This window comes from Nocardia sp. NPDC051030, from assembly GCF_040683015.1.
Lineage (GTDB): Bacteria > Actinomycetota > Actinomycetes > Mycobacteriales > Mycobacteriaceae > Nocardia.
The window spans coordinates 234,373-257,576 of the sequence record NZ_JBFBCD010000007.1 but is presented as its reverse complement, the minus strand read 5'-3'; the positions used below and the strand labels follow the sequence as shown (position 1 = coordinate 257,576).

Sequence of the window (23,204 nt, the reverse complement as noted above, 5' to 3'; positions counted from 1 at the left end):
TTCTCGTGCACTGGCCCCAGACGTTGCGGCCAGCTACACACGACGCTAAGCCTGACTTGCCGCGAAGGCATACAATGTTGCCCATGACGCAAGAAGATGGAGACTTGGACAGCCTCGTACGCAAACGCATCCGCGCCCTGCGGGTAGCGCAGGGCTGGTCCCTGGAGGAATTGGCCTCCCGCGCCCACCTCAGCCAGTCCTCGCTGAGCCGCATCGAGAACGGTCAGCGCCGCCTCGCACTGGACCAGCTGCTCACCCTCGCCCGCGCCCTGGACACCACCCTGGATCAGCTCGTGGAGACCGCCACCGACGACGTCGTCACCAGCCCGACGATCGACAGCACTCACGGCCGGATGCGCTGGACCATCAAGGCCGACCCCGGCATGAGCGTGGTGCGCCAGCGCATGACCGAACCGCCCCCCGACAACCCGGCCCGCATGCGCGCCCACCCGGGACGTGAATGGCTAGTCGTCCTATCCGGCACGGCGACCCTCATGCTCGGCCACCGCCGCTTCCGCCTCGAGACCAACCAGGCCGCCGAATTCCCCACGATGATGCCGCACGCGATCGGCGCCGAGGGCGGACCGTGCGAGATCCTGGGCATCTTCGACCGTGACGCCCGCCGTGGCCACCAGAGCGACAACGGCGACGACGCTCAGGGCGCTCCCGAATGATCGCGCGGGCCGCGCGAAGATCTCCGCACCGATGACCTCTTGCGCGTCGAGCAGCACTCACGACCATCATCTTGCGTACCCAGGGAAACTTTATGCGGCAGGGGCATATCCGTCTTAGTGTGAAAAACATGAACCACGCACCCCATCACGGCGCCTCGCACGGTCACCACCACGAGCACGCAATAGATGGCCAGGCGGAGATCCTCGACCTGGACGCCGAAGTCCTCGCCGAGCACACCGCCTCGATCACCGCATGGCTGCCGCTGCAGACCGACCCATGCCACATCGTGGACCTGGGCTGCGGTACGGGCGCGGGCACCTTCGCCCTCCTCGACCGCTTCCCCGACGCGCACGTCACCGCCGTCGACGCATCCGTCGAACACCTTCAGCGCCTGCGCACCAAGGCATGCGCCCTCGGCGTCCAGGAGCGCATACGCACCATGCAGGCCGACCTCGACGAAACCGCTTGGCCCGACCTCGGCTCACCGGACCTGGTCTGGGCGTCGGCCTCGATGCACCACATGGCCCACCCCGACCGCGCGCTCCGCGCCGTGTACGACGCGCTCGTGCCGGGCGGCCTGTTCGCCGTTGTCGAACTGGCCGGCCATCCCCGCTTCCTGCCCGAAAACGCCCCCGAGGACCGGCCCGGCCTGGAAGAGCGCGTCCACGCCGCAGCCGACCGCCGCCAAGCCGAACACATGCCCCACCGCGGCGCCGACTGGGGCCCGATGCTGACCGCCGCCGGATTCACCATCGAGGGCGAACGCACCATCGCCGTGAACCTCGACGGCACCCGCAGCGAAGCAATCGGCCGCTACGCCACCGGCGTCCTACAACGCATCCGCAGCGTCATCGCAGACAGGCTCTCCCCCGAGGACCTCACCGCGCTCGACCAGCTCCTCGACACCAGCAGCCCGCACAGCATCCTGCGCCGCGACGACCTGACGGTACGCACCGAGCGCACCGTCTGGGCCGCCCGCCGGAACTGACCACGGACGGTTCCTCCCGCCAGGGCGGGCCCGCCGCCGGCGGTGATCCACCAGACGACCAACAACCGTCGGCCGAGGCACATTGGCAGGACCCAGAGGTAGCCCTGCACTTCCGTCTGTTGTCTCGCGGACGAAGATCTGGGCCGCGCCCAAGGAACTCCAGCTCGTTATCAGAGAGTGCATGCCCTTCGTTTGTACAGTTACCGTCATGCAACTGGATCTGAATCTGCTCACCGCCCTGGACGCGCTGCTGGAAGAGGGCAGCGTGGCCGGGGCCGCGGCCCGGCTTCACGTCACCGCGCCGGCGATGAGCCGCTCGCTGGGCCGTATCCGTAAGGTCACCGGCGACCAGATCCTGGTCCGCACCGGACGCCATATGACGCCCACCCCCCGCGCGCTGGCCATGCACACCGAGGTCCACGCCCTGGTACAGCAAGCTCACCAGTTGCTGTCCGCCCGTACGGAGCTCGACCTGGCGGCCTTGGAGCGGGTGTTCACGATTCGCTTGCACGACGCCCTCACCGCCGCCTGTGGGAGCGCCCTCGTCGCCGCGGTGCACCACCAGGCTCCGGGGGTGAGGATGCGTCTCACGGTCGAGCCCGGCCACGACACCCCTGAGCTGCGTCGCGGGGAGGTCGACGTGGCCTCGAGCGCCGACCCGCCGTCTCAGCCCGACATCCGCCACCGCCTCATCGGCCAGGACAAGATCATCCTCGCTGTCCGGGCGGGTCATCCGCTCACCGCAGGGCCGGTGACCGTCGAGCGGTACGCGGCGTCCGATCACGTGACCGTCTCCCGGCGCGGAAGCCTGCACGACCGGGTCGACGAGCTCATCGCCGCCCTCGGCCACGAGCGCCGTGTCATCGTCTCGGCCCCCGCGACCGACACCGCGCTGCGGCTCGCCCGTGACGCCGACGTCGTGGTCACCCTCCCCGACGCGGTCACCCGCTCCGCCCGCGACCAGCTGGGCCTGACCACGCTGCCGCTGCCCTTCGACCTGCCGCCCGTACCCCTCTATCTGCTCTGGCACCAGCGTCACGACGACGACCCCGCCCACACTTGGCTGCGCACCATTGCCACGCGGACCCTTCAGGACCTGTTCACCGCCCCGGGCGAGTAGGGCTCCACGGCCGGTGGACCCTTTCGGCGAGACCGGCGTAACCGCCGGTGCGATCCGCGCGGCGTGACGACCGGTCCCGAACGACACCAGCCGACACTTGTGCAAGTGTCGGCTGGTGTCGCCCTGCCGGACGAGCTGTCTCGGGCTGTCAGCGGGCGATCGAGATGGCGAAAGGGGCGAACCCGCTGGACCGGATCACGTGTGGTACGAACAGGATCGCGGCCTCGGTGGCGCGGGCGGTCTCGATTCCGCCGAGGTCGGTGATCCACTCCTGCTGCCAGCCGAGGTCGATGAGGAGCCCGCGGACGTCCTGCTTGGCCTCCGGGTCCTGGCCGGAGAGGAAGACGGTCGGCGGCTGATCGAGCGCGGCGGGCGCGGTCATCACCGGGAAGAGCATGGTGTTGAGCGTCTTCACCACGCGCGTTTCGGGGAGCGCTTGCTGGAGTTGTTCGGCCAGGCTCGAGCCGGGGTACATCAGATCGCCGGGCAGCCCGTCGGGTCCGTCGATGGTGGCGTTGGAGACGTCGACGAGGATCTTGCCCCGAAGCTCCTCGCGCAGCGCGGTGAGTCGTTCCAGCGAACCGACACCCGGGGTGGCGTTGATGACGATCCGCGCCGTCTGGGCGGCAGCCGCGGCAGCGCCGGGTTCGCGGTCGACCACGGTCACCTCGTGACCGGACAGGGTGAGGGCCTTGGCGAGATTGCCGCCGACGCGGCCGTTTCCGAGAACTGCGATCATGGTCATGTCAATAGTCCTTTTCGTGTGTGTGGGGAGTTAGCGCGACAGCGTGGTGACGGCTGCGGCGTGCACGCCGGGGGCGGCGGCGAGGAAGGACTCGCTCTGCGGAGTCCAGGGACGACCCTGCGCGTCGGAGATCTGTCCGCCCGCCTCGGTGACGAGCAACGCCCCTGGCAGCAGGTCCGCGCGGGCACCGGCGAACTGCCAGAACGCATCGATCCGCCCGGCGGCCACGTTCACCAGGTGCAGGGTGGCGGGCACGGAGGTCCGTACCACGAGCGCGTCGAACAGCATCGCGGTGATGGAGGCGCCGATGCGCCGCACGACCCGCTCGTCCTCGTCGGGTCGCGCCTGGCTCGTCGCCACGAGGCCGAGGCCGAGGTCCTCGGTCTCGGACACGCGCAGCGGGCGTCCGTCGACGTGCGCGCCGGCGCCGGCGAGCGCGGTGTAGGTCTCACCGGTCAACGGCAGGTGGACGACGGTGAGCACCGGCTGGTTGTCGCGCACGAGCGTGGCTGTCACCGCCCACTCCGGCAGGGCGTGCAGGTGGTTGACATTGCCCTCTGCCGGATCCACCACCCACCACTCACCATCGGGCAGGGCCCCGCCCGCGAGCTCGTCCTCCACGAAGCTGGCCTCCGGCCGCAGGAGGGCGAGGCGGGGGCGCAGCACCTCGAGCGCCGCGTCGTCGTTGACGGCGAGCGCGCTCATCAGTTCTTCGCGAGTCCGGTAGCGAACCACATCGCCGAACCGCTCCCGCAGCACCGAACCCGCCGCACGCACGGCATCCGCGGTCTGTGCCAGCAGGTCGGCCTCGGCCGAGGTGCCGGTCGCGGCAATTCCGGTGGTCTGAACCGACTCGGACATGGTGGTGCTCCCATCTGAGGGGGTGATCGAGCGGATCAGGCGAAACCGTGTTCCGTTCGCCTGCGTCACAAACATTAAAATCGCGAACCATTAACCACAAGTGCATGTAAAACACTGTTGGATTGACTTTCATGCAACTGGATTTGATCTCAGCGAATCACGCACGCCATCAAGCAAAGATGCTTGAGGTCGTGCGTGATTCGGATGCGGGGCAGGCCCACCCGGACCGGCGGGCGCCCGGGAAAGGGCGCTACTTGTCGTCGACGCTGAAGGCTTCGTCGCCGACGGCAGCAGTTGCGGAAAGACCGGCCCAGCGTGCGTAGTCGTGGTCGAAGGTGTCGAGGAGATATGCGGAGACCGCATCCGCGACGAGTGCGACACGAGCCGGATTCTCGTCGGTGGCGATGGTAAGCAAGCTCTTGGCACCCGGGCTGAAGTGGTAGGCGTCGGTGAACCAGTCCGGCCCACGGGTGGACATCGCCGATTGGTCCTTGCCGCCCGCGATGACGAGCGTCGGCGTGCTCATGGCCGAATAGTCCGGCCTCATGAAGGGCAGGTGCTCGGCCGCGAACGGGGTGAGCGTGTCCCCGGTACCGGTCGCCGCGATCAGTACGCCGGCCTTGACCGCGGCATGGGTGAAGTCCTCGCCCGCGTTGCCGTCGGAGTCGAGCACACGTGCGCCCAGCAAGGTACCGGCGGTCTGAGCGCCCCACGAGTGCCCGACGACGGCGACCTGGTCGTGGTCGATTCGAGCGTCCAGTCCTGCGGCGCGGGCGAGGATGTCGTCGAGGTTGTCGAGCACCGCGTGCAGGTCGGCGATGCGGACCCGCCAGATGGTGCCGAAGATCGGGTTGTCGAAACCGATGCCATGACGTCGGGAGTCCAGGTGCGTTGGCTGCACGACAACGAATCCTGCTGCGGCCCATCGGTCGACGAGCGGTTCGTAGCCGTCCATCGACCATCCGTTGCCGTGTGAGAACACGGTCGACTTCTCATGTCACTTTGATGACGACTTTTCCTGTGGCATGGCCGTTTTCGACGGCGGCGAGGGCGGCGGGGGCGTCGGAGAGCGGATAGACCGCGGTGATCACCGGCGCGAGAACGCCGTCGAGGGCAAGCCGGGCGGACCGCGCGAGGTTCTCGCGGTCGAGGCGACGCTCGACGAAACGCCCACCGATATCGGTCACCGAAGCATCACCCACCGCGATGATGTCGCGGGCGCTGCGGGCCAGCGGAGCGACTGCTCGCAGCGCGGCGCCTCCTACCAGGTCGATGATTCCGTCGACCCTGTCCGGGACCAGCTCACGTGCGGCGGCGACAACGTCGGCGGCGGCGTAGTCGATGAACCGCACCCCGAGGGCTTCGGCGTGCTCGCGTTTGGCGGAGCTCCCAGTGCCGATCACTCGCAGTTCGCGCGCACGGGCCAGCCGGGCAACGGCGAGGCCGACCCCACCGCCGACACCGTTGACCAGGATCGTGGCACCGGCCTCGAGATCGAGCTGGTCGAGCACATCCACCGCGGTCGTCCCGGCCACCGGCAGGGTTGCTGCCACCGTCGCGGACAGGCCAGCCGGGATGCGTGCGGCGCTGTCGGCGGCGAGCACCGTCGTCTCGGCGTAGGTGCCGCCGCCGGTCAGTGCGAAACCGAAGACCGCGTCGCCGACCTCGAGCCCGTCGACGCCCTCGCCCAGCTCCAGCACCGTTCCCGCCGCTTCCATGCCCAGCACAAGAGGAAAGGGACGCCCGCCGTCGAGACCGGGAACCAGACCCGCGCGCAGCAGGTAATCGAGGGGATTCACCCCGGCGACGCCGACCCGGATCAGCACCTCACCATGTCCCGGGACCGGGTCGGGACGCTCGAAAAACTCCTGTACCTCTGGCCCGCCGTACTTGTCGAAACCCCACGCCTGCCCCATTTTCCGCCGCCTCTCGTGTGACCGGCCCGGCGGTTCCGGGCCTGCGACCAATACTCACCCCTCACATTGACGTGAAGGGCAACCAAGTGAGAGACAGGTCATAGCAGCGGACGGGCCATGTCACGGCGACTGCTGAATCGGGAGTCGTCTGGACCACGGAGACGGCACCCCCGGTTCGACGTATGGGTACCGATCAGCGACATCGCCGCGTGGCGCGAAGAACTCCATGCCACCGGATACGAGCGGATGAACCCCGGCATCGACGTCGACTCACCAGGCGGGCCCACCATGGAGGTCATCGACCCGTTCTCCAACACGATCCGCTTCTGCCAAATCACCGCCTAGAACCGCGCGGGCAAAGCACCATCCGTGACAATGCCACGCCCGCAACAACTAGGTGACCGCTTCCGACGCGGTGGAGAATTCCGCCCGATGCCGGGCATTCGCGTCGATCAGTACATCGAGCGCATCCCGCGTCTGGATCAGATGTGCGATGTCAGCATCGATCCGGTCGCGCTCGCGCACCATCGTCTCGAACGCCATCTCGACGATGCCCTGATCACCGGGGGTCTCCACGCACGGCAGCACCGACGTGATCACCCGGCTGGACATCCCCGCGTCGAACATCTGGCGGATGAGCACGACACGCTCGACCTCGGCGTCGGAATAGTGCCGCTGCCCCGCCTCGGACCGCGAGCTGGTCAACAAGCCCTGCTCCTCGTAGTACCGCAGCGAGCGTGGACTCACGCCTGTGCGCCTGGACAGCTCACCGATCCGCATCCTCGAGACTGTATGACGACGCGGCACCCGAACGTCCAGCCGGGTGATGTCGATGCTGGCCGCGGTAGGTCGGCGCGCCCGCGCCCACAGCGCGCCCGAGCTTGGCCGAATGCTTCAGGGGGCCTGCTACATCACGATCGCCTACCTGTCGGGAATGCGCGCCAGCGAGCTCGAGCACCTACGCCGCGGCGCCGTGCGCGCGCTGTTCGGCAACAACTTTCATCCGCAGGGCGGCCTATCGCAGCTGCCGTCGGACCTTCGCAACGTGCTCACCGCCAACTACAGCCTGACCACTGTGGACAAGCAGTACAACGGCATCCAATACTCCAGCTTGACGACTTCTATGGTCTCGGGCACAACTACTTCGTCCGCATCCAGAATCCGGATGCCGACACCCAGTAACAGCTGTGTGGCGGATCGTGACGTCAGAGTGCGGCGATGTGACCATCTGTGCGTGTGCGCGTGTAGGTGGTTCGCAGCGGGCGGCATCTCCATTTGCCACCTCCACGAGACGACAGAATTCCTCGGGGAGCTTGCGCCAGAGATGTCGACGGTGATCGGTTCGGGCTGGACATTGTCCGGCGGGCCCACTCGAAGGTCCCCGACATGGGCTCAATCCTAGAGCGAGCCCTGGGGATGATGCGGTTGATAAGGAGCGCAAACGTCGGCTCGAAGCAGGAAGCCTTCGGTGCCCGGCCGACAATCCCTAGGTGTTTGAGAGGGGATTGATATGGGTATGTGTCAACCTGGCGCTGTGCGCGCAGGTTGCACCCAAAAGCGCCCCCGGCAGGAATCGAACCTGCGACCTAGGGATTAGAAGGCCCTTGCTCTATCCAACTGAGCTACGGAGGCATTGCGGGCATCGTGGTGATGCGGCCATCAAACACGATGGCGCATATCGATCTCGGTGTCCAGCGCATTGAGTATAGCGAGCGTCCAGATTGGGTTGGGGTGGTCGGCTGGCAACTGTTCGGCGTGGGAGGGCGTTGCAGCGGACCGGAGGACCGTAAACCCCCGGGGAGTTCGGACCGTTACTCCGAACTACGCTTGGGTTATGTCGTCAGCGCAGGACCCGCCCGTAGCAACGGATGTTCAGGTGAAACGGTCGGGTTCGGGGACGACGTTCGCGGCGGTTACCGCGTTGGGCGGGGCGATGGCCGCGGTGGTGGCGGCGCTGGTGGTCGGGTTGTCGGCGTCGCAGGCGTTGAGTCTGCTGGGGATTCCGGATCCGGGGCCGTTGACCACTTATGGGTTGCCTGCCATGCGGGCTATTGCTGATCTTTCGGCGGCGCTGTGCATTGGATCGCTGGTGTTCGCGGCGTTTTTCGTGCCGCCGCAGGCGAATGGGCTGCTCGATGTGGGGGGTTATCGGGCGCTGCGACGCGCCGGGAACGCCGCGGTCGTGTGGGCGGCGGCGGCCGCGCTGCTGGTGCCGTTGACATTGTCGGACACCACCGGGCAACCGTTCATGAAATCGCTGCGGCCGGAGTCGGTGTGGCGTGCCGCGGATCAGGTCGATGTGGCCGGGTCGTGGCGGTTCACTGTGTTCTTCGTGCTGGCGCTCGCGGTCGGGTGCCGGTTGGCGCTGCGCTGGGGCTGGACGCCGGTGCTGCTGGTGCTGGGCATCGTTTCGCTGCTGCCGGTCGCGCTGACCGGGCATTCGTCCTCCGGCGGCGCGCACGATATCGCCACGAACAGCCTGATCCTGCATCTGTTGGCCGCGTGTTTCTGGGTGGGCGGGCTGTTCGCGGTGCTCGCCTACGCGCTGCGTGACGGCAAATACACCGCGCTGGCCACCCGCCGGTTCTCGCGGGTGGCGACCGTCTCATTCGTGGTGATCGCGATCAGCGGTGTGATCAATGCCTATGTGCGGGTGCCGGTGTCGGATCTGTTCGACACCAATTACGGGCGGCTGGTGCTGGCCAAGACCGCGGCTCTGATCATGCTCGGCTGCATCGGGTTCCTGCAGCGGCGGCGCGCGCTGCCCGCGCTGGAGAAGGATCCGACCGATCGGGGCGCGCTGATCCGATTCGCCGGAGTCGAGGCGCTCGTCTTCGCCGCGACCGTGGGACTTGCCGTGGGCCTGGGCCGTACCCCGCCGCCGGAACTGCGCACGGTCCCGACCCCGGCGGAGGTGGAGATCGGCTACAACCTGTCCGGCCCGCCGACCCTGCCGCGCCTGCTGTTCGACTGGCGCTTCGATCTGATCTTCGGCACGCTCGCCATCGTGCTGGCTGTTGTTTACGCGCGCGGCGTGCGACGGATGCACAAGCGCGGGGATGCCTGGCCGGTCGGACGGACCATTGCCTGGATGTCGGCGTGCGCGGTGCTGTTGTTCGCCACCAGCTCCGGTGTCGGCCGGTACTCCCCGGCCATGTTCAGCGTGCATATGGCCCAGCACATGATGCTGTCCATGCTCGCGCCGATCCTGTTCGCGCTCGGCGGGCCGGTTTTGCTGGCGCTGCGGGCAATCCCACCGGCCGGTAAGGGGAAGGCTCCCGGGCCGCGCGAATGGATCCTGGCCGCTGTGCACAATCCGGTGTCGCGCTTCATGACCCAGCCCGTGGTGGCGGCGGTCTTCTTCGTGGCCGGTTTCTACGCGCTCTATCTGGGCGGCATCTTCGACAAGTTCGTCGGCTCGCACGGCGCGCACCTGCTGATGAATGTGCACTTCTTGCTCAGCGGCTACCTCTTCTATTGGGTGGTCATCGGCATCGATCCGAAGCCGCGCCAGGTGGAGCCGCTCACGAAGCTGGGAATGGTGTTCGGATCGCTGCCCTTCCACGCCTTCTTCGGTATCGCGCTGATGAGCATGAACACCGTGCTGGGTGGTTGGTTCTATCGCGCGCTCGGCCTGGGCTGGAACAACAATCTGCTCGATGATCAGCACACGGGCGGTAGCCTCGCGTGGGCCAGTGGTGAAGTGCCGCTGGTGGTGGTGATGCTCGCGCTTCTCATCCAATGGTCGCGCAGCGACAAGAAGTTGCAGACCCGGATCGATCGCGCCGCCGATCGCGACGATGACGCGGAATTGACCGCGTACAACGCCATGTACGCCGAGCTGGCCCGGCGTGATCGAGAGGTACGCAAGTGATCGACGCCGCCATGGCGACTCGGAAATACAAGCGGCTCTATCGATCCGATGTCCGACAGGCCCGCCGTGTGCTGCGTGGTCACGTTCGCAAGACCCCCGTCTTCCACACCGAGATCCTGGGCCCGCGCGGCCCGGTCCCGGTCACGCTGAAGCTCGAGCATCTCCAGCATGGCGGTACCTTCAAGGTGCGCGGCTGCCTCAATGCACTGCTGGCCGCACCGCCCCGAACGACCAGCGTGGTCATTGCCTCCAGCGGTAATGCGGGCATCGCCGCGGCCATGGCCAGTGCGCTGCGCGGGCTTTCGTGCACCGTGGTGGTGCCGGAATCCGCGCCGCATACCAAGGTGGCGGCCATGTGGTCGCACGGGGCCGAAGTGCTGTGGCACGGAACGACTTACGCCGAGGCCAATCGATTCGCCTGTGAGCTGGCCGCCGAGCGCGGGGCCATGCAGCTGCACGCCTATGACCTGCCCGCCATAGTGGCCGGTGCGGGCGTGGTCGGTCTGGAGATCGAGGAGCAGGTGCGCGGGCGGCCGCCGGTGCTGGTCGCGGTCGGCGGCGGCGGGCTGGTGGCCGGGGTCGCGGTGGCGTTCGGGCTGCGGGGCCGGGTGATCGGGGTCGAACCGCACGGTGCGGCGACGCTGCACTCCGCGCTGGCCGCGGGGCGTCCGGTGGATGTCGATGTGTCCAGCGTGGCCTCGGATGCGCTGGGCGCCATTCGAATCGGCGAGATCGCCATGGAGGTCGCGCAGCGGTATTCGGTGCGATCGCTGCTGGTCACCGACGATGCGATTGTGATGGCGCGGGAGTATCTGTGGCGCGAGTTCCGGATCGTGGTCGAGCCCGCCGGGGCGACGGCGGTGGCCGCCATCCAGAGTGGCGCGTACGTGCCGGAGGCGGGGGAGCGGCCGGTGGTGGTGCTCTGCGGCGCCAATACCGATCTTGCGACTCTCTAGTTATTCACATCACGAAAGTTATCCCCAATCGCCGAACTGGGGCTGTTGCGCTGCTCGTGGGCAGGTCAGGCTGGATGCACTGACAGCTCGCAACGCGAAACAGCAAGGGGGACGGCGATGTACGAGGCGAACACAGCGGTGATCGGACGGGTGGCCACCCACCCGACGCGGCGTGACCTCCCGAATGGCGACCAGCTGGTCACCTTCCGAATGGCCAGCAACTCCCGCCGCTACGATTCCGCACGGGGCGACTGGGTAGATAGCGGCACGCTGTATCTCACGGTCAACTGCTGGCGAAAGCTGGTGGAGGGCGTCGAGGCCTCATTGCAGCGCGGCGACCCGATCATCGCCTACGGCCAACTGCGGTCGAACGAGTACACCGGCCGTGATGGCAAGGAGCGCAGCGATCTCGAGATGCGCGCCCTCGCCCTGGGCCCGGACCTGGGCCGCTGCACCGCCCCGGTGCAGCGCAAACACTTCGGCCGAGCCGAGCCGGCCGAGCCCGCACCAGACCAGAACACAGAACCCGACGCTGCCGGTGAACCGGCAACTCAACACAGTTAGGCTTGCCCATATGGCTGAGTTCATTTATCAGATGATCAAGGTTCGAAAGGCGCATGGCGACAAGGTCGTGCTCGACAATGTGACCTTGAACTTCCTTCCCGGCGCGAAGATCGGTGTCGTCGGCCCGAACGGCGCCGGTAAGTCGAGTGTGCTGAAGATCATGGCGGGACTGGACCAGCCGAACAACGGCGATGCCTGGCTCGCCCCCGGCGCCACGGTCGGCATCCTCATGCAGGAACCGGAGCTGAACGAGGAAAAGACCGTTCGCGGCAATGTCGAGGAGGGCCTCGGCGAGGTCAAGGTCAAGCTGGACCGCTACAACGAGGTCGCCGAGCTCATGGGTGTCGAGTACACCGACGAGCTCGGTGACGAGATGGGCCAGCTCCAGGAGTACCTCGACCACGCCGATGCCTGGGATATCGACTCCCAGCTCGAGCAGGCCATGGACGCGCTGCGCTGCCCGCCGCCGGACGAGCCGGTCACCAACCTCTCCGGTGGTGAGCGCCGCCGCGTCGCGCTGTGCAAGCTGCTGCTGAGCAAGCCCGACCTGCTGCTGCTCGATGAGCCCACCAACCACTTGGACGCGGAGTCCGTGCTGTGGCTGGAGCAGTACCTCGCCTCCTACCAGGGCGCCGTCCTGGCCGTCACCCACGACCGGTACTTCCTCGACAATGTCGCGGAATGGATCCTCGAGCTCGACCGCGGCCGCACCTTCCCGTACGAGGGCAACTACTCCACCTACCTGGAGAAGAAGGCCGAACGGCTCGAGGTCCAGGGCAAGAAGGACCAGAAGCTGCAGAAGCGCCTCAAGGAGGAGTTGGCCTGGGTTCGCTCCGGCGCCAAGGCCCGTCAGGCCAAGAACAAGGCTCGTCTCGGCCGGTACGAGGAGATGGCCGCCGAGGCCGACAAGATGCGGAAGCTGGACTTCGAGGAGATCCAGATCCCGGCCGGTCCGCGTCTGGGCAGTGTGGTCGTCGAGGTCGAGAACCTGGACAAGGGATTCGGCGATCGTCAGCTCATCAAGGATCTGTCGTTCACCTTGCCGCGCAACGGCATTGTCGGCGTCATCGGCCCGAACGGTGTCGGTAAGTCGACGCTGTTCAAGACCATTGTCGGCCTGGAGAACGCGGACAGCGGCATGGTGCGCGTCGGTGACACCGTCAAGCTGAGCTACGTCGACCAGAACCGCTCCGGCATCGACCCGCAGAAGAATGTGTGGCAGGTCGTTTCCGAGGGGCTGGACTTCATCCAGGTCGGCAATCAGGAAATGCCTTCCCGCGCTTATGTTTCCGCGTTCGGCTTCAAGGGCCCGGACCAGCAGAAGCCGGCCGGTGTGCTCTCCGGTGGTGAGCGCAACCGCCTGAACCTGGCACTGACCCTCAAGCAGGGCGGCAACCTGATCCTGCTCGATGAGCCCACCAACGACCTCGACGTCGAAACCCTGGGCTCGCTGGAGAACGCGCTGGAGAACTTCGCCGGGTGCTCCGTGGTCATCTCCCACGATCGCTGGTTCCTGGACCGCACCTGCACCCACATCCTGGCCTGGGAGGGTGACTCGGACAACGAGGCCAAGTGGTTCTGGTTCGAGGGCAACTTCGAGGCGTACGAGGCCAACAAGATCGAGCGCATGGGTCCGGAGGCGGCGCGCCCGCACCGCGTCACCCATCGCAAGCTCACTCGCGGATAACCGGATGCCGGGGAACTTTCCCGGCAACCGCTCCGACTACTCATCTGGGGGCCACTACGGTGGCCCCCGGATGAACGGCTATCGAATAGCGAACTCGGCGGTTTCGCGTACGCAAAACTGCGTGAAATCCGTTCAGGTGCAAGGTTTGTCGTACTCGACCTGGCGATTCCGTTCAGGCACGGTGCGCGCCGTACCGTCCGTTTGGTCCGAACTGTGCGACGCGGCGCAGCATTGACAGGAATTCAGAGCAGGACCCTCCGCGTCCAGCTACTCTCGGACCCGGCGTCGCTTTGTTACGGAACCGAATCCGAGGAGTTGGCGAAATGACCGTCTCGTCCGAATTGTCTAGCGCGGCCTGGGCTGCGAGTTTGCCCGCCTCGCTGCGTGGCAACTTGGTTGCTCTGGAGGAGGCGTATTTTCGACACGTCGACGCCGGCGATGCGGACTGCGCGATCCCCGCGACTTCCACCCAGATCTTCCGCTGCCATGTGGATCTCGCGATCCAGCGCACCCCCGGCATCGCCAATGTGCGGGTCTATCACGCCGACGATGAAGCCAGTCTCGGCGTGGCCGTGCAGCTGGTCACCAAGGACATGCCGCTGCTGGTCGAATCGGTCACCTCATCGCTGAGCCGCATCGGCGTCAGCGTCAGCGAGGTGGTGCACCCCATCTTCGAGGTGACCCGTGACGCCGACGGCCGCCTCGAGACCGCGGTCCCGCACGAGGTGGATGGCAATGGCGCCACCGGCCTGCGGGAATCCTGGATGCACATCCAGCTGCACCCCGCCACCAGTCGGGAGCAGTTGCGCCGGATCGAGACCTCGCTGCCCGACGTGCTCACCGATGTGCGCCGCGTCATCGAGGACACCGAGGCCATGCGCGAGGCCCAGGGCAGCGTCGCGGTCGAACTCGAGGCCGCCGCCCAAGCGGGCAAATCACCTTTCGCCGCAACGGATCTCACCGATTGCGCGGACCTGTTGCGCTGGCTGGCCGACGGCAACTTCACCGTGCTCGGCTACGCGCGCTACGAGCGCAGCACGGTCGGCGGGCAGGCCAAGTCCGTCATCGTCCCGGAGAGCAGCCTCGGCGTGCTGCGCCCCAATGTCGGCACCGACTTCCGGGTGCCCGACAACAGCGGCGACCAGCCGCTGCTCATGCTCACCCAGGGCCTGGTCCCGGCCACCGTGCACCGGGCCGTCTACCCCTACTTCGTCGGCGTCGCCGAGATGGACGAGGCCGGCGCGGTCGTCGGCGAGCACCTGTTCATCGGCGTCTTCACCGTCAATGCCCTGCACGAGAACGTGCTCGATATCCCGGTCATCGAACGCCGGGTCCGGTCCATCATCGAGACCAGTGGCTTCGATCTGGACTCCTTCTCCGGCCAGGAGATGCTCGAGGTCATCCAGTCCTTCCCGCGCACCGAACTGTTCTCCTCCGACGGGGAGACCCTGCGGCGCACCGCCGGTGCGGTCCTGAATGTCGGTATGCGGCGGCAGGTTCGGCTGTTCATGCGCATGGACGGCTACGGCCGCTTCGTCGCCTGCATGGTGTATCTGCCGCGAGATAGATACACCACCGCGGTCCGCCTGGAAATGCAGGAGATCCTGGTCCGCGAACTCGGCGGCGAATCCATCGACTATTCCGCGCGGGTGTCCGAAAGTGACCTCGCCAGTGTGTATTTCACGGTCCGCATGCCCGATCAGGGCGGCGCGGCCGATACCGAGGAACCCAACCGGCTGCGCATCCAGCACCTGCTCGCCGAGGCCAGCCACACCTGGGACGACCACCTGCGCGATGAGGTCGCCACCTCCACCGTGCTGGACCCGGCCGTGGTGCAGCGCTACGCCGACGCCCTCCCGGAAAGCTACAAGGAGGATTTCGGGTCCACTCGCGCCCTGGCCGATATCGTCCGGCTCCAGGGGCTCGCGGACGGCGGCATCGACCAATACCTGTACCGCCGAGCGGATTCCGCACCCGGCTCCTGGCGTTTCACCCTGTACATCGGCGGCAGCGGCATCTCACTGAGCCAGGTGCTGCCGGTATTGCAGAGCCTCGGCGTGGAGGTGGTGGACGAGCGGCCGCACCAGCTCGAGCTGGATCATGGTCCGGAGCAATGGATCTACGATTTCGGCCTGCTCGCCCGGCCCGATCTCATGCGTGGCGCGCTGGATCGCGATATGGATGCCGAACTGGTCGAGATCCGTGGCGGGGCAGCCGGATCCAGCGCCGCCCGCCTGGACGTCCTCGACGCCCATGTGCGCGGTTTACGCGAACGCTTCACCGAGGCCTTCGACGCGCTCTGGTTCGGCCGCGCCGAAGCGGACGGCCTCAATGAGCTGGTACTGCGCGCCGGACTGTACTGGCGCAAGGTCTCCATACTGCGTGCCTACGCGAAGTACTTGCAGCAGGCCGGTTTCCCGTACAGCCAGGCGAACATCACACGTGTGCTGCTGGCCTATCCGGACGCGGCCCGCATGTTCGTGGACCTGTTCGCCGCGCTCTTCGATCCCGACTCCGCCAATGAGGAGCAGGCCCGTGACCTGGACGCTGCGGTACGCCACAGCATCGATGAGGTGGTCAGCCTGGACGCCGACCGCATCTTGCGCGCCATCCTCGGGTTGATCAAGGCGACCCTGCGCACCAACTACTACGTGCTCGACGCCGAGGGCCGCTCGCGGGATTACCTGTCGTTCAAGGTGGAACCGCAGGAGATCGCCGAATTGCCCAAGCCCAGGCCGCAATTCGAGATCTTCGTGTATTCGCCGCGGGTCGAGGGCGTGCACCTGCGCTTCGGTCCGGTCGCGCGCGGCGGGCTGCGCTGGTCGGATCGCCTGGAGGACTTCCGCACCGAGATCCTGGGCCTGGTCAAGGCGCAGGCGGTGAAGAACGCGGTCATCGTCCCGGTCGGCGCCAAGGGCGGCTTCGTGGTGAAGCAGCCCCCGGCCGCGACCGCCGATCCGGTGTCCGACCGTCAGGCCTTGCAGGCCGAGGGCATTGCCTGCTACCGCACCTTCATCTCCGGCCTGCTCGATATCACCGACAATGTGGACCGCGCCTCCGGTGACGTCGTCCCGCCCGCGCGGGTGCGCCGCCTCGACGGGGACGACACCTACCTGGTGGTCGCCGCGGACAAGGGCACCGCGACCTTCTCCGATATCGCCAATGGTGTTGCCCAGCAATACGGTTTCTGGCTGGGTGACGCCTTCGCCTCCGGTGGTTCGGCGGGCTATGACCACAAGGCCATGGGCATCACCGCCCGCGGTGCGTGGGAATCGGTGAAGCGGCACTTCGCCGAGATGGATATCGACACCCAGACCCAAGATTTCACCGTCGTCGGTGTCGGCGATATGAGTGGCGACGTGTTCGGCAACGGCATGCTGCTCTCCGAGCACATCCGCCTGGTGGCCGCCTTCGATCACCGGCACATCTTCATCGACCCGGATCCGCGGGCGGAGTCCTCCTTCGCCGAGCGCGAGCGCATGTTCGCGCTGCCGCGCTCGTCCTGGGCCGACTACGACCGCTCCCTGATCAGCGAGGGCGGCGGCATCTACGACCGGACCGTGAAGTCGATCCCGGTCAGCGAGCAGGCCCGCAAGGCACTGGGTTTGGCTGATGGCATCGCCGCGCTGTCCCCGCCGGAGATGATCCGCGCCATCCTGAAGGCCCCGGTCGGTCTGCTGTGGAACGGCGGTATCGGCACCTACATCAAGGCCAGCACCGAGACCAATGCCGACGTGGGCGACAAGTCCAATGACGCGGTCCGGGTGAACGCGAACGACCTGCGGGTCAAGGTGATCGGCGAGGGCGGCAATCTCGGCGCGACCGCGCTGGGCCGCATCGAGTTCTGCCGGCACGGCGGCAAGATGAACACCGACGCCCTGGACAATTCCGCGGGTGTGGACTGCTCGGACCACGAGGTCAATATCAAGGTCCTGCTCGACGGCGTGGTCTCGGCCGGGCAGCTGGCGGAGGCCGAACGCAATCCGCTGCTGGCCTCCATGACCGATGAGGTCGCCGCACTCGTCCTGCAGGACAATGTCTCCCAGAACTATCTGATGGGCATGTCACGCGCCGAGGCCCCTCGAATGATGAATGTGCACAAGCGCGTCATCGAGGATCTGGAGCAGCGCCGCGGCCTGGATCGCGAGCTGGAGGCCCTGCCCAGCGATATGGAGATGAAGCAGCGCACCGAACAGGGCATCGGCCTCACCTCGCCGGAGCTGTCGAATCTCATGGCGCACGTGAAGCTTTCGCTCAAGGCCGATCTGCTGGCCTCCGATCTGCCCGACACCGCCTACTTCTCGGCGCGGTTGCCGGAGTACTTCCCGACACCGCTGCGCACCCGCTTCGGCGCGGCCATCAAGAAGCATCGGCTGCGCCGCGAGATCACCACCACCACGCTGGTGAACGAGATGGTGGATCTGGGTGGCATCAGCTACGCGCACCGGCTCAATGAGGAGATCGGGGCCACCGCCTCGGACTCGGTGCGGGCCTTCACCGCCGCGACGCAGATCTTCGGGCTGCACTCCACCTGGTCTCGGATTCGCGACGCCGCGGTCTCCACCGCCATGAAGGACGGGCTGGAACTCGAGACCAAGCGCACCCTGGATCGCGCCTCGCGCTGGCTGCTCAATAATCGCCCGCAGCCCATCGCGGTCGGTGCGGAGATCAACCGGTATTCCCAAGGGGTGCGGACGCTCTCGCCCAAGGTGCCGGGCTGGCTGCGCGGCCACCACATCGACATCCTGAACGAGCAGTCGCAGGCGCTGATCGGCCAGGGCGCGCCGACCGAGCTCGCGACCGAGGTGTTCGGGCTGCTGAACCTCTTCCCGCTGCTGGATGTGATCGATATCGCCGATATCACCGATCGCAGTGGCGACGAGGTGGGCGCGCTGTACTACGCGCTCAATGACCACCTCAAGATCGACTGGCTGTTGCAGGCGGTCAGCCACCTGGAACGCGGCGACCGCTGGCATGCGCTGGCCCGGCTCGCGCTGCGCGACGACATGTACGGTTCGCTGCGCTCGCTCACCCTCGATGTGCTCTCCGCCGGTGACCCGGAGGAGACGGCCGAGGAAAAAATTGCATACTGGGAGTCGAAAAATCAGTCCCGGCTGGGTCGCGCCCGCGCCGCCCTGTCGGAACTGTTCGAATCCGGAACCCACGACCTGGCCACACTGTCGGTTGCGGCGCGGCAGGTGCGCAGCATGGTCAGCGGGGTGGGTGCCCAATCGGAGGTACCGCGTTGACGAGTGTCGGATCGCTGAACGGCCATGGCAAGGCACAGACGGTGAGCGCCGGGGAGCAGCCACTCCCCGGCACGCCCAAGCGCTTTCACACCAAGGTCGAGGTGCGCTGGTCGGATATGGACGCCTTCCAGCACATCAACCATGCGCGCATGGTGACCTTGCTGGAAGAAGCCCGCATTCCGTGGCTGTTCCTCGACGACCGGCCGACGGTCAAGCTGCGCTCGGGTTGCGTGCTGGCCGATCTGCACGTGCAGTACAAGGGTCAGCTGCGCCATGAGGATTCGCCGCTGGACGTGTCCATGTGGGTCGAGCGGCTGCGCGCCGTGGACTTCACCGTCGCCTACGAGGTGCGGGCGGCCGATGCCGATCCGGATTCCCCGGCCGCGGTAATCGCCTCCACCCAGCTCGCCGCCTTCGACATCGACACCCAGCGCCTACGCCGCCTCCTCCCCGAGGAACGCGACTACCTGTCCCTCTGGCTGGCCGACTGACCCGAGCTCCACACGATGTCGGGACAATCCACCCTCTACATTCCGGATCCGGCCGAACGCGAGAACCTGGCCACCTTCCTCTCGCATGCGGTTCGGCTGGATCCGGCCGCAGTCATCCGGCTGCGCCGGCGCGGTGATCGCTACGTATCCGCTTGGGCCGCCACCGGTTTCGAGGCCCTCGCGGTGCGTACCGTGGTGGCCGAGCTCGGTACCGATGACATCACGGTGGGTGGCGACACCATCCTGTCGGGACTGCACGGCCCCGGCTCGGGTGAACCTTTCCACCTGGGCTACGCCATGGACTCGGCCTGGCGTACCGCGCTGCCGCCGGAATCCGGTTTCGTCCACATCGATGACGTGCCCGCCCGCATGCTCGTCGAATTGGCCGAGCGCGGAGCCGAACTGGCACAGGAGCACGGCAGTTCGCACGGCCCGCCCGCATCCCTGCTGGACCAGACGGTCCTGACCGTTTCCGGCGGCAGCGAACAGGTAGAGGTGCCCATGCGCGTCGTCTTCGCGCTCGCCGCAATGGATTTCATCCCGCACGGGGGCGAGAAGACCGATTCCCGCCGCATCCCGGCCGACGAGATCGTCCGGGTCCGGGCCGCGCAGACCTGGCTTCGTCTCGACGCCCGCTACGGCTCGGTGGCCCGCCGCCGCGGCCCAGGCCTCTCACTCTTCACCAGCTGAGCGCCACGGTGATGCCGGACCATCGGAATTCCGATGCCCGGCATCACCGCTTCGATTGGTCCGAAATATCAGGCTTCACTAGGTTTGTGGCATGAGTGAACATGCGATCGTGACCGAGTGGATCGATATCACGGTCGGCGATACGACCATGGCCGCCTTCGTTGCCCGTCCCGAAACCCCCGGTGACTACCCGGGAATCATTGTCGGCCACGAGATCTACGGCCAGCACGAGTCTGTGCAGGCGGCGGCCGAACGCCTGGCCGCCCTCGGAACCATTGCCCTGCTGCCGGATCTCTTCCACCGCTCCGAGCCCCGCGCCGCCCTTGAATGGACCGACGAGGGCCGCGAACGCGGCTTGGCGCTGCTGCGAACCCTGACCCGTCCCACTGTGGTCGCCGACATCAGCGCCTGCATCGACGAACTGAAGAGTCTCGGAGCCACCTCGACCGGCATGGTCGGTTTCAGCGCCGGTGGCCATGTCGCGTACTACGCCGCCACCCAACTCCCCCTGGATGTCATGGCCGCCTTCTACCCGGGCTGGCTCACCAACACCGATATCCCGCTGTCCACCCCCGAACCCACCATCGAATCCACCGCCGATATCACCGGCCGGGTACTTCTATTCTTCGGTGGCCTGGATCCGCTCATCGATGCCGAGGCCCGAGCTCTCCTCGAAAAGACCCTCACAGACAACAACATCGACCACGAACTCGTCGTCTACGAGGACGCCCCACACGGCTTCGTCTACCCCGGCCGCGACTGGTACCGCGAGGAATACGCGGAGGACGCCTGGTCCCGCCTGGTGAATCTGCTAAACCGCTAGCGATTCCGCGTCCGGCGCTGCCGGACGTTCGGCCTGACAGGGAAATTCAGGATAGGCCGGGGTCGAATCCGCTCAGGCGAGGCCGAGGAACCGCAGCCCGGCGGTGGTGACCGCGGCACTGAGAATGACCACCAGGAGCGGGACCCGCCGCCAGGCGAGCACGGCGGCCACCAGAACGCCTGCGGGCAGGGCCATTCCGGCCTTGCCATTGCCGGACGGGACCAGGGTGGTGACGACCAGCGCGGCGAGCAGCACGACCGAGGCGATCTCCAGCAGTTTCACCACGCGCGGCGAGATCTGCATGCGCTTGCGCAGGACCGGGCCCGCGAAACGGAATGCGAAGGTGCCCACCGCGAGTGCCATCGCACCCAGCAGCAGTGCCTTGGTCATGAGGCGGCCTCGGCGGGGATGGGTTCCGCGATGGCCGACTCGGGAGTGTCCCCGGTGCGGTGGGCCACGAACACGATGGCGACCAAGGCCAGCAGGACCGGCAGTCCGGCTCCGAGGAACGGTGTGGTCACCGCGGCGACGGCTCCGCCGATGAGAGCCGCTGTGCGAGTGACGGGTTCGCGCAGGGCCGGCAGGACCAGGGAGATGAGGACGGCCGGGAAGATGGCGTCCAGACCGAAGGCGTTCGGGTCGGGAACCACCGAGCCGAGCCCTGCCCCGATGGCCGCGCCGATCGGCCATGCGGCGAGGACGGCCAGCCCGCAGAGCCAGTACGCGGCGCGACGGCGATCGCGATCGGGCTGAGCCAGGGCCATGGCGACGGATTCGTCGTTCATGACATGGGTGCCGATCAGTCGTCGCCAGCCGGTGCCGACCACGTCGGGCACGGACAAGCCGTAGGGGAGATGCCGGGCATTCACGAGCAGTCCCGCCAGCACGGCCGCGACCAGCCCGCCGCCCGCGGTGAGAATCCCCAGGAAGACGAACTCGGAGCCCCCCGCGACCACGGCCACGCTGAGCAGCATGGGCAGCCAGACCGGGAATCCGGACGTGACGGCGGTGGCGCCATAGGACACGCCGATCATGGCGACCGCAAGGCAGATCGCCGCAATACCGGTGAGCACACCCCGATCGAGTGTTCGCCATATCGAACGCATGACTACTATAATGAACACAAGGAGGCAGGTTCGTCAAAGACATCCCGCGACGGCCCGGTAATCTGTGAAACCGTCATGACCCAGCCGCACGACAACCCCCCAGCCGCGTCCCCGCAGGAGACGATCGCCGCTGCCCTGCGCCGTGAGCGCGTGCGCTCCGGGCTGTCGCTCACCGAGGTCGCGCGCCGCGCCGGGATCGCGAAATCGACACTGTCCCAACTGGAATCGGGCTCGGGCAATCCGAGTATCGAGACGCTGTGGGCGCTGTGCACGGCCCTGGATGTGCCGTTCTCGCGGCTACTGGATCCGCCGAGTCCGCAGGTTCAGGTTATCCGGGCCGGAGAAGGCGCCGTGCTCGCCTCCGCCCAATCGGAATATCGGACCACGCTGCTGGCGGCCTCACCGCTCGATGCGCGGCGTGACGTCTATCGGGTCACCGCCGAGCCGGGGCATCCGCGCGACTCCGATCCGCACACTCACGGCGTGGTCGAGCATGTGGTGTTGTGCGCGGGCCGCGCCAAGGTCGGCCCGGCCGAAGCGCCGGTGGAACTGAACCCCGGCGACTACATCGGCTATCCCGGCGATATGCCGCACGTCTTCGAGGCGCTCGAGCCCGGCACCTGGGCCCTGCTCATCAGCGAATACCGCTGAACTAGGCCGCGCCCTCGCCGAGGTACTGCAACCACATCGGGTCCAGCTCGGAGCTGGCCGAGAGCAGCCGCCAATGCGGGCCCTTGGGCGCGACCATCGGATGATGCAGCGTCCAGCCGAGCTCGCTCAGCATCTTGTCCGCCTTGCGGTGATTGCACGGCGCACAGGAGGCCACGCAGTTCTCCCACGTATGCGGCCCGCCGCGGCTGCGCGGAATCACGTGATCGATGGTTTCGGCCTTGCCGCCGCAATAGGCGCAGCGGTAGCGATCGCGATGCATGAGGGCGGCGCGGGTCATGGGCACGCGGGCGCGGTAGGGGACACGCACATAGTTGCGCAGCCGGATGACCGACGGGAGGGCCAGTGCGGTGCCCGCGGAATGGACGACCGGGCCTTCGGGATTGTCGTGCACCGCATCGGCCTTGTCGCAGATCAGCAGGACAATGGCGCGGCGCGCGGACAGGGCGGTGAGCGGCTCATACGTGGCGTTCAACAGCAGCACGCGGCGCTTGCTCCACGTGGGAGCGCCCGGAGATTCGGGGGGATGTTGCGTTTGATGCGCCCCGGGGCGGGAAGGCTCAGGATGAGCGCCCGGGTGGGAATGCTCGGAATAATGCTCGGTCAATAAATGCAGCGGAGTAGCCCCCGGCCCACGATTGTGGACATCGGCGGGCTGGAGTTGTCGGTGCGTGCGCGCCTCATGCCGGGCGCTGTGCCGCTGCTTCATGGCCTGTACCCCGAATTCGTAAATGTCCGATTGGTGTGGTATCTCGGCAGACTGCCACCCAGTTGACCATGGAATCCCGCA

Annotated in this window: 22 protein-coding genes and 1 tRNA gene; 14 read left to right on the top strand and 9 right to left on the bottom strand. The window is 67.0% G+C overall.

What is annotated here, in order from left to right:
* Window positions 1-83 precede the first annotated feature (83 nt).
* The 3 genes from AB0N05_RS24835 (at window position 84) to AB0N05_RS24825 (ending at window position 2,783) form a co-directional block, all read left to right on the top strand.
* Window positions 84-674 carry an XRE family transcriptional regulator gene (locus AB0N05_RS24835; RefSeq protein ID WP_364698225.1) on the top strand — a complete coding sequence of 197 codons (591 nt, stop codon included), beginning with the start codon at window positions 84-86 and terminating at the stop codon, window positions 672-674.
* Window positions 675-802: 128 nt separating this feature from the next.
* A complete protein-coding gene (locus AB0N05_RS24830) occupies window positions 803-1,663 on the top strand; it encodes a methyltransferase domain-containing protein (RefSeq protein WP_364698224.1) in 861 nt (286 codons plus the stop codon).
* Window positions 1,664-1,871: 208 nt separating this feature from the next.
* The gene (locus AB0N05_RS24825) at window positions 1,872-2,783 is read left to right on the top strand and encodes a LysR family transcriptional regulator (protein WP_364698223.1); all 912 of its coding nucleotides are present in this window, start codon (window positions 1,872-1,874) and stop codon (window positions 2,781-2,783) included.
* Between the two features lie 148 nt (window positions 2,784-2,931).
* Here the strand turns inward: AB0N05_RS24825 and AB0N05_RS24820 are convergent, their stop codons facing one another.
* The 4 genes from AB0N05_RS24820 to AB0N05_RS24805 form a co-directional block, all read right to left on the bottom strand.
* On the bottom strand, window positions 2,932-3,528 hold the full coding sequence (locus AB0N05_RS24820; protein WP_364698222.1) for an NAD(P)-binding domain-containing protein: 597 nt from the start codon (window positions 3,526-3,528) through the stop codon (window positions 2,932-2,934).
* A 30-nt stretch (window positions 3,529-3,558) separates the two neighbouring features.
* Window positions 3,559-4,389 carry a 3'(2'),5'-bisphosphate nucleotidase CysQ gene (locus tag AB0N05_RS24815; protein WP_364698221.1) on the bottom strand — a complete coding sequence of 277 codons (831 nt, stop codon included), beginning with the start codon at window positions 4,387-4,389 and terminating at the stop codon, window positions 3,559-3,561.
* 250 nt (window positions 4,390-4,639) lie between these two features.
* Window positions 4,640-5,371, bottom strand: coding sequence for an alpha/beta fold hydrolase (locus tag AB0N05_RS24810; RefSeq protein WP_364698220.1), 732 nt, complete (start codon window positions 5,369-5,371; stop codon window positions 4,640-4,642).
* A gap of 10 nt (window positions 5,372-5,381) precedes the next feature.
* Window positions 5,382-6,305: an NADP-dependent oxidoreductase gene (locus AB0N05_RS24805; RefSeq protein ID WP_364698219.1), complete on the bottom strand. Its 924-nt coding sequence runs from the start codon at window positions 6,303-6,305 to the stop codon at window positions 5,382-5,384.
* A gap of 117 nt (window positions 6,306-6,422) precedes the next feature.
* On the opposite strand from AB0N05_RS24805, the gene AB0N05_RS24800 reads away from it, so the two are divergent.
* Window positions 6,423-6,650, top strand: a complete 228-nt coding sequence (locus tag AB0N05_RS24800) for a glyoxalase superfamily protein (RefSeq protein WP_364698218.1) — start codon at window positions 6,423-6,425, stop codon at window positions 6,648-6,650.
* A gap of 48 nt (window positions 6,651-6,698) precedes the next feature.
* On the opposite strand, the gene AB0N05_RS24795 is transcribed toward AB0N05_RS24800, so the two are convergent.
* The gene (locus AB0N05_RS24795; protein ID WP_364698217.1) at window positions 6,699-7,085 is read right to left on the bottom strand and encodes a MerR family transcriptional regulator; all 387 of its coding nucleotides are present in this window, start codon (window positions 7,083-7,085) and stop codon (window positions 6,699-6,701) included.
* Between the two features lie 43 nt (window positions 7,086-7,128).
* On the opposite strand from AB0N05_RS24795, the gene AB0N05_RS24790 reads away from it, so the two are divergent.
* Window positions 7,129-7,707: a hypothetical protein gene (locus tag AB0N05_RS24790; protein WP_364698216.1), complete on the top strand. Its 579-nt coding sequence runs from the start codon at window positions 7,129-7,131 to the stop codon at window positions 7,705-7,707.
* A 156-nt stretch (window positions 7,708-7,863) separates the two neighbouring features.
* On the opposite strand, the gene AB0N05_RS24785 is transcribed toward AB0N05_RS24790, so the two are convergent.
* A tRNA-Arg gene (locus AB0N05_RS24785) sits at window positions 7,864-7,937 on the bottom strand.
* A 202-nt stretch (window positions 7,938-8,139) separates the two neighbouring features.
* On the opposite strand from AB0N05_RS24785, the gene AB0N05_RS24780 reads away from it, so the two are divergent.
* From AB0N05_RS24780 to AB0N05_RS24745, 8 genes are all read left to right on the top strand, one after another.
* Window positions 8,140-10,179, top strand: coding sequence for a cytochrome c oxidase assembly protein (locus AB0N05_RS24780; protein WP_364698215.1), 2,040 nt, complete (start codon window positions 8,140-8,142; stop codon window positions 10,177-10,179).
* 11 nt (window positions 10,180-10,190) lie between these two features.
* Window positions 10,191-11,135, top strand: a complete 945-nt coding sequence (locus AB0N05_RS24775; protein ID WP_364698405.1) for a threonine/serine dehydratase — start codon at window positions 10,191-10,193, stop codon at window positions 11,133-11,135.
* A 117-nt stretch (window positions 11,136-11,252) separates the two neighbouring features.
* Entirely contained in the window at window positions 11,253-11,699 is a 447-nt protein-coding gene (locus AB0N05_RS24770; RefSeq protein ID WP_364698214.1) for a single-stranded DNA-binding protein, read from the top strand.
* 10 nt (window positions 11,700-11,709) lie between these two features.
* A complete protein-coding gene (ettA, locus tag AB0N05_RS24765) occupies window positions 11,710-13,386 on the top strand; it encodes an energy-dependent translational throttle protein EttA (RefSeq protein WP_364698213.1) in 1,677 nt (558 codons plus the stop codon).
* Window positions 13,387-13,709: 323 nt separating this feature from the next.
* Entirely contained in the window at window positions 13,710-18,635 is a 4,926-nt protein-coding gene (locus tag AB0N05_RS24760) for an NAD-glutamate dehydrogenase (protein ID WP_364698212.1), read from the top strand.
* A gap of 41 nt (window positions 18,636-18,676) precedes the next feature.
* Complete coding sequence (locus tag AB0N05_RS24755) at window positions 18,677-19,126, top strand: thioesterase family protein (protein WP_364698404.1); 450 nt, start codon at window positions 18,677-18,679, stop codon at window positions 19,124-19,126.
* A gap of 15 nt (window positions 19,127-19,141) precedes the next feature.
* Complete coding sequence (locus AB0N05_RS24750; RefSeq protein ID WP_364698211.1) at window positions 19,142-19,816, top strand: hypothetical protein; 675 nt, start codon at window positions 19,142-19,144, stop codon at window positions 19,814-19,816.
* A gap of 91 nt (window positions 19,817-19,907) precedes the next feature.
* Window positions 19,908-20,639, top strand: coding sequence for a dienelactone hydrolase family protein (locus AB0N05_RS24745; protein ID WP_364698210.1), 732 nt, complete (start codon window positions 19,908-19,910; stop codon window positions 20,637-20,639).
* Window positions 20,640-20,711: 72 nt separating this feature from the next.
* Here AB0N05_RS24745 and AB0N05_RS24740 read toward each other — a convergent pair whose 3' ends face one another.
* Window positions 20,712-21,029: an AzlD domain-containing protein gene (locus tag AB0N05_RS24740; protein WP_364698209.1), complete on the bottom strand. Its 318-nt coding sequence runs from the start codon at window positions 21,027-21,029 to the stop codon at window positions 20,712-20,714.
* Complete coding sequence (locus AB0N05_RS24735) at window positions 21,026-21,745, bottom strand: AzlC family ABC transporter permease (RefSeq protein ID WP_364698208.1); 720 nt, start codon at window positions 21,743-21,745, stop codon at window positions 21,026-21,028. Before AB0N05_RS24735 ends, AB0N05_RS24740 begins: the two co-directional genes overlap by 4 nt.
* A 75-nt stretch (window positions 21,746-21,820) precedes the next feature.
* On the opposite strand from AB0N05_RS24735, the gene AB0N05_RS24730 reads away from it, so the two are divergent.
* Entirely contained in the window at window positions 21,821-22,396 is a 576-nt protein-coding gene (locus tag AB0N05_RS24730) for an XRE family transcriptional regulator (protein ID WP_364698207.1), read from the top strand.
* 1 nt (window position 22,397) lies between these two features.
* Here AB0N05_RS24730 and AB0N05_RS24725 read toward each other — a convergent pair whose 3' ends face one another.
* Window positions 22,398-23,123, bottom strand: a complete 726-nt coding sequence (locus AB0N05_RS24725; protein ID WP_364698206.1) for an HNH endonuclease — start codon at window positions 23,121-23,123, stop codon at window positions 22,398-22,400.
* Window positions 23,124-23,204 lie beyond the last annotated feature (81 nt).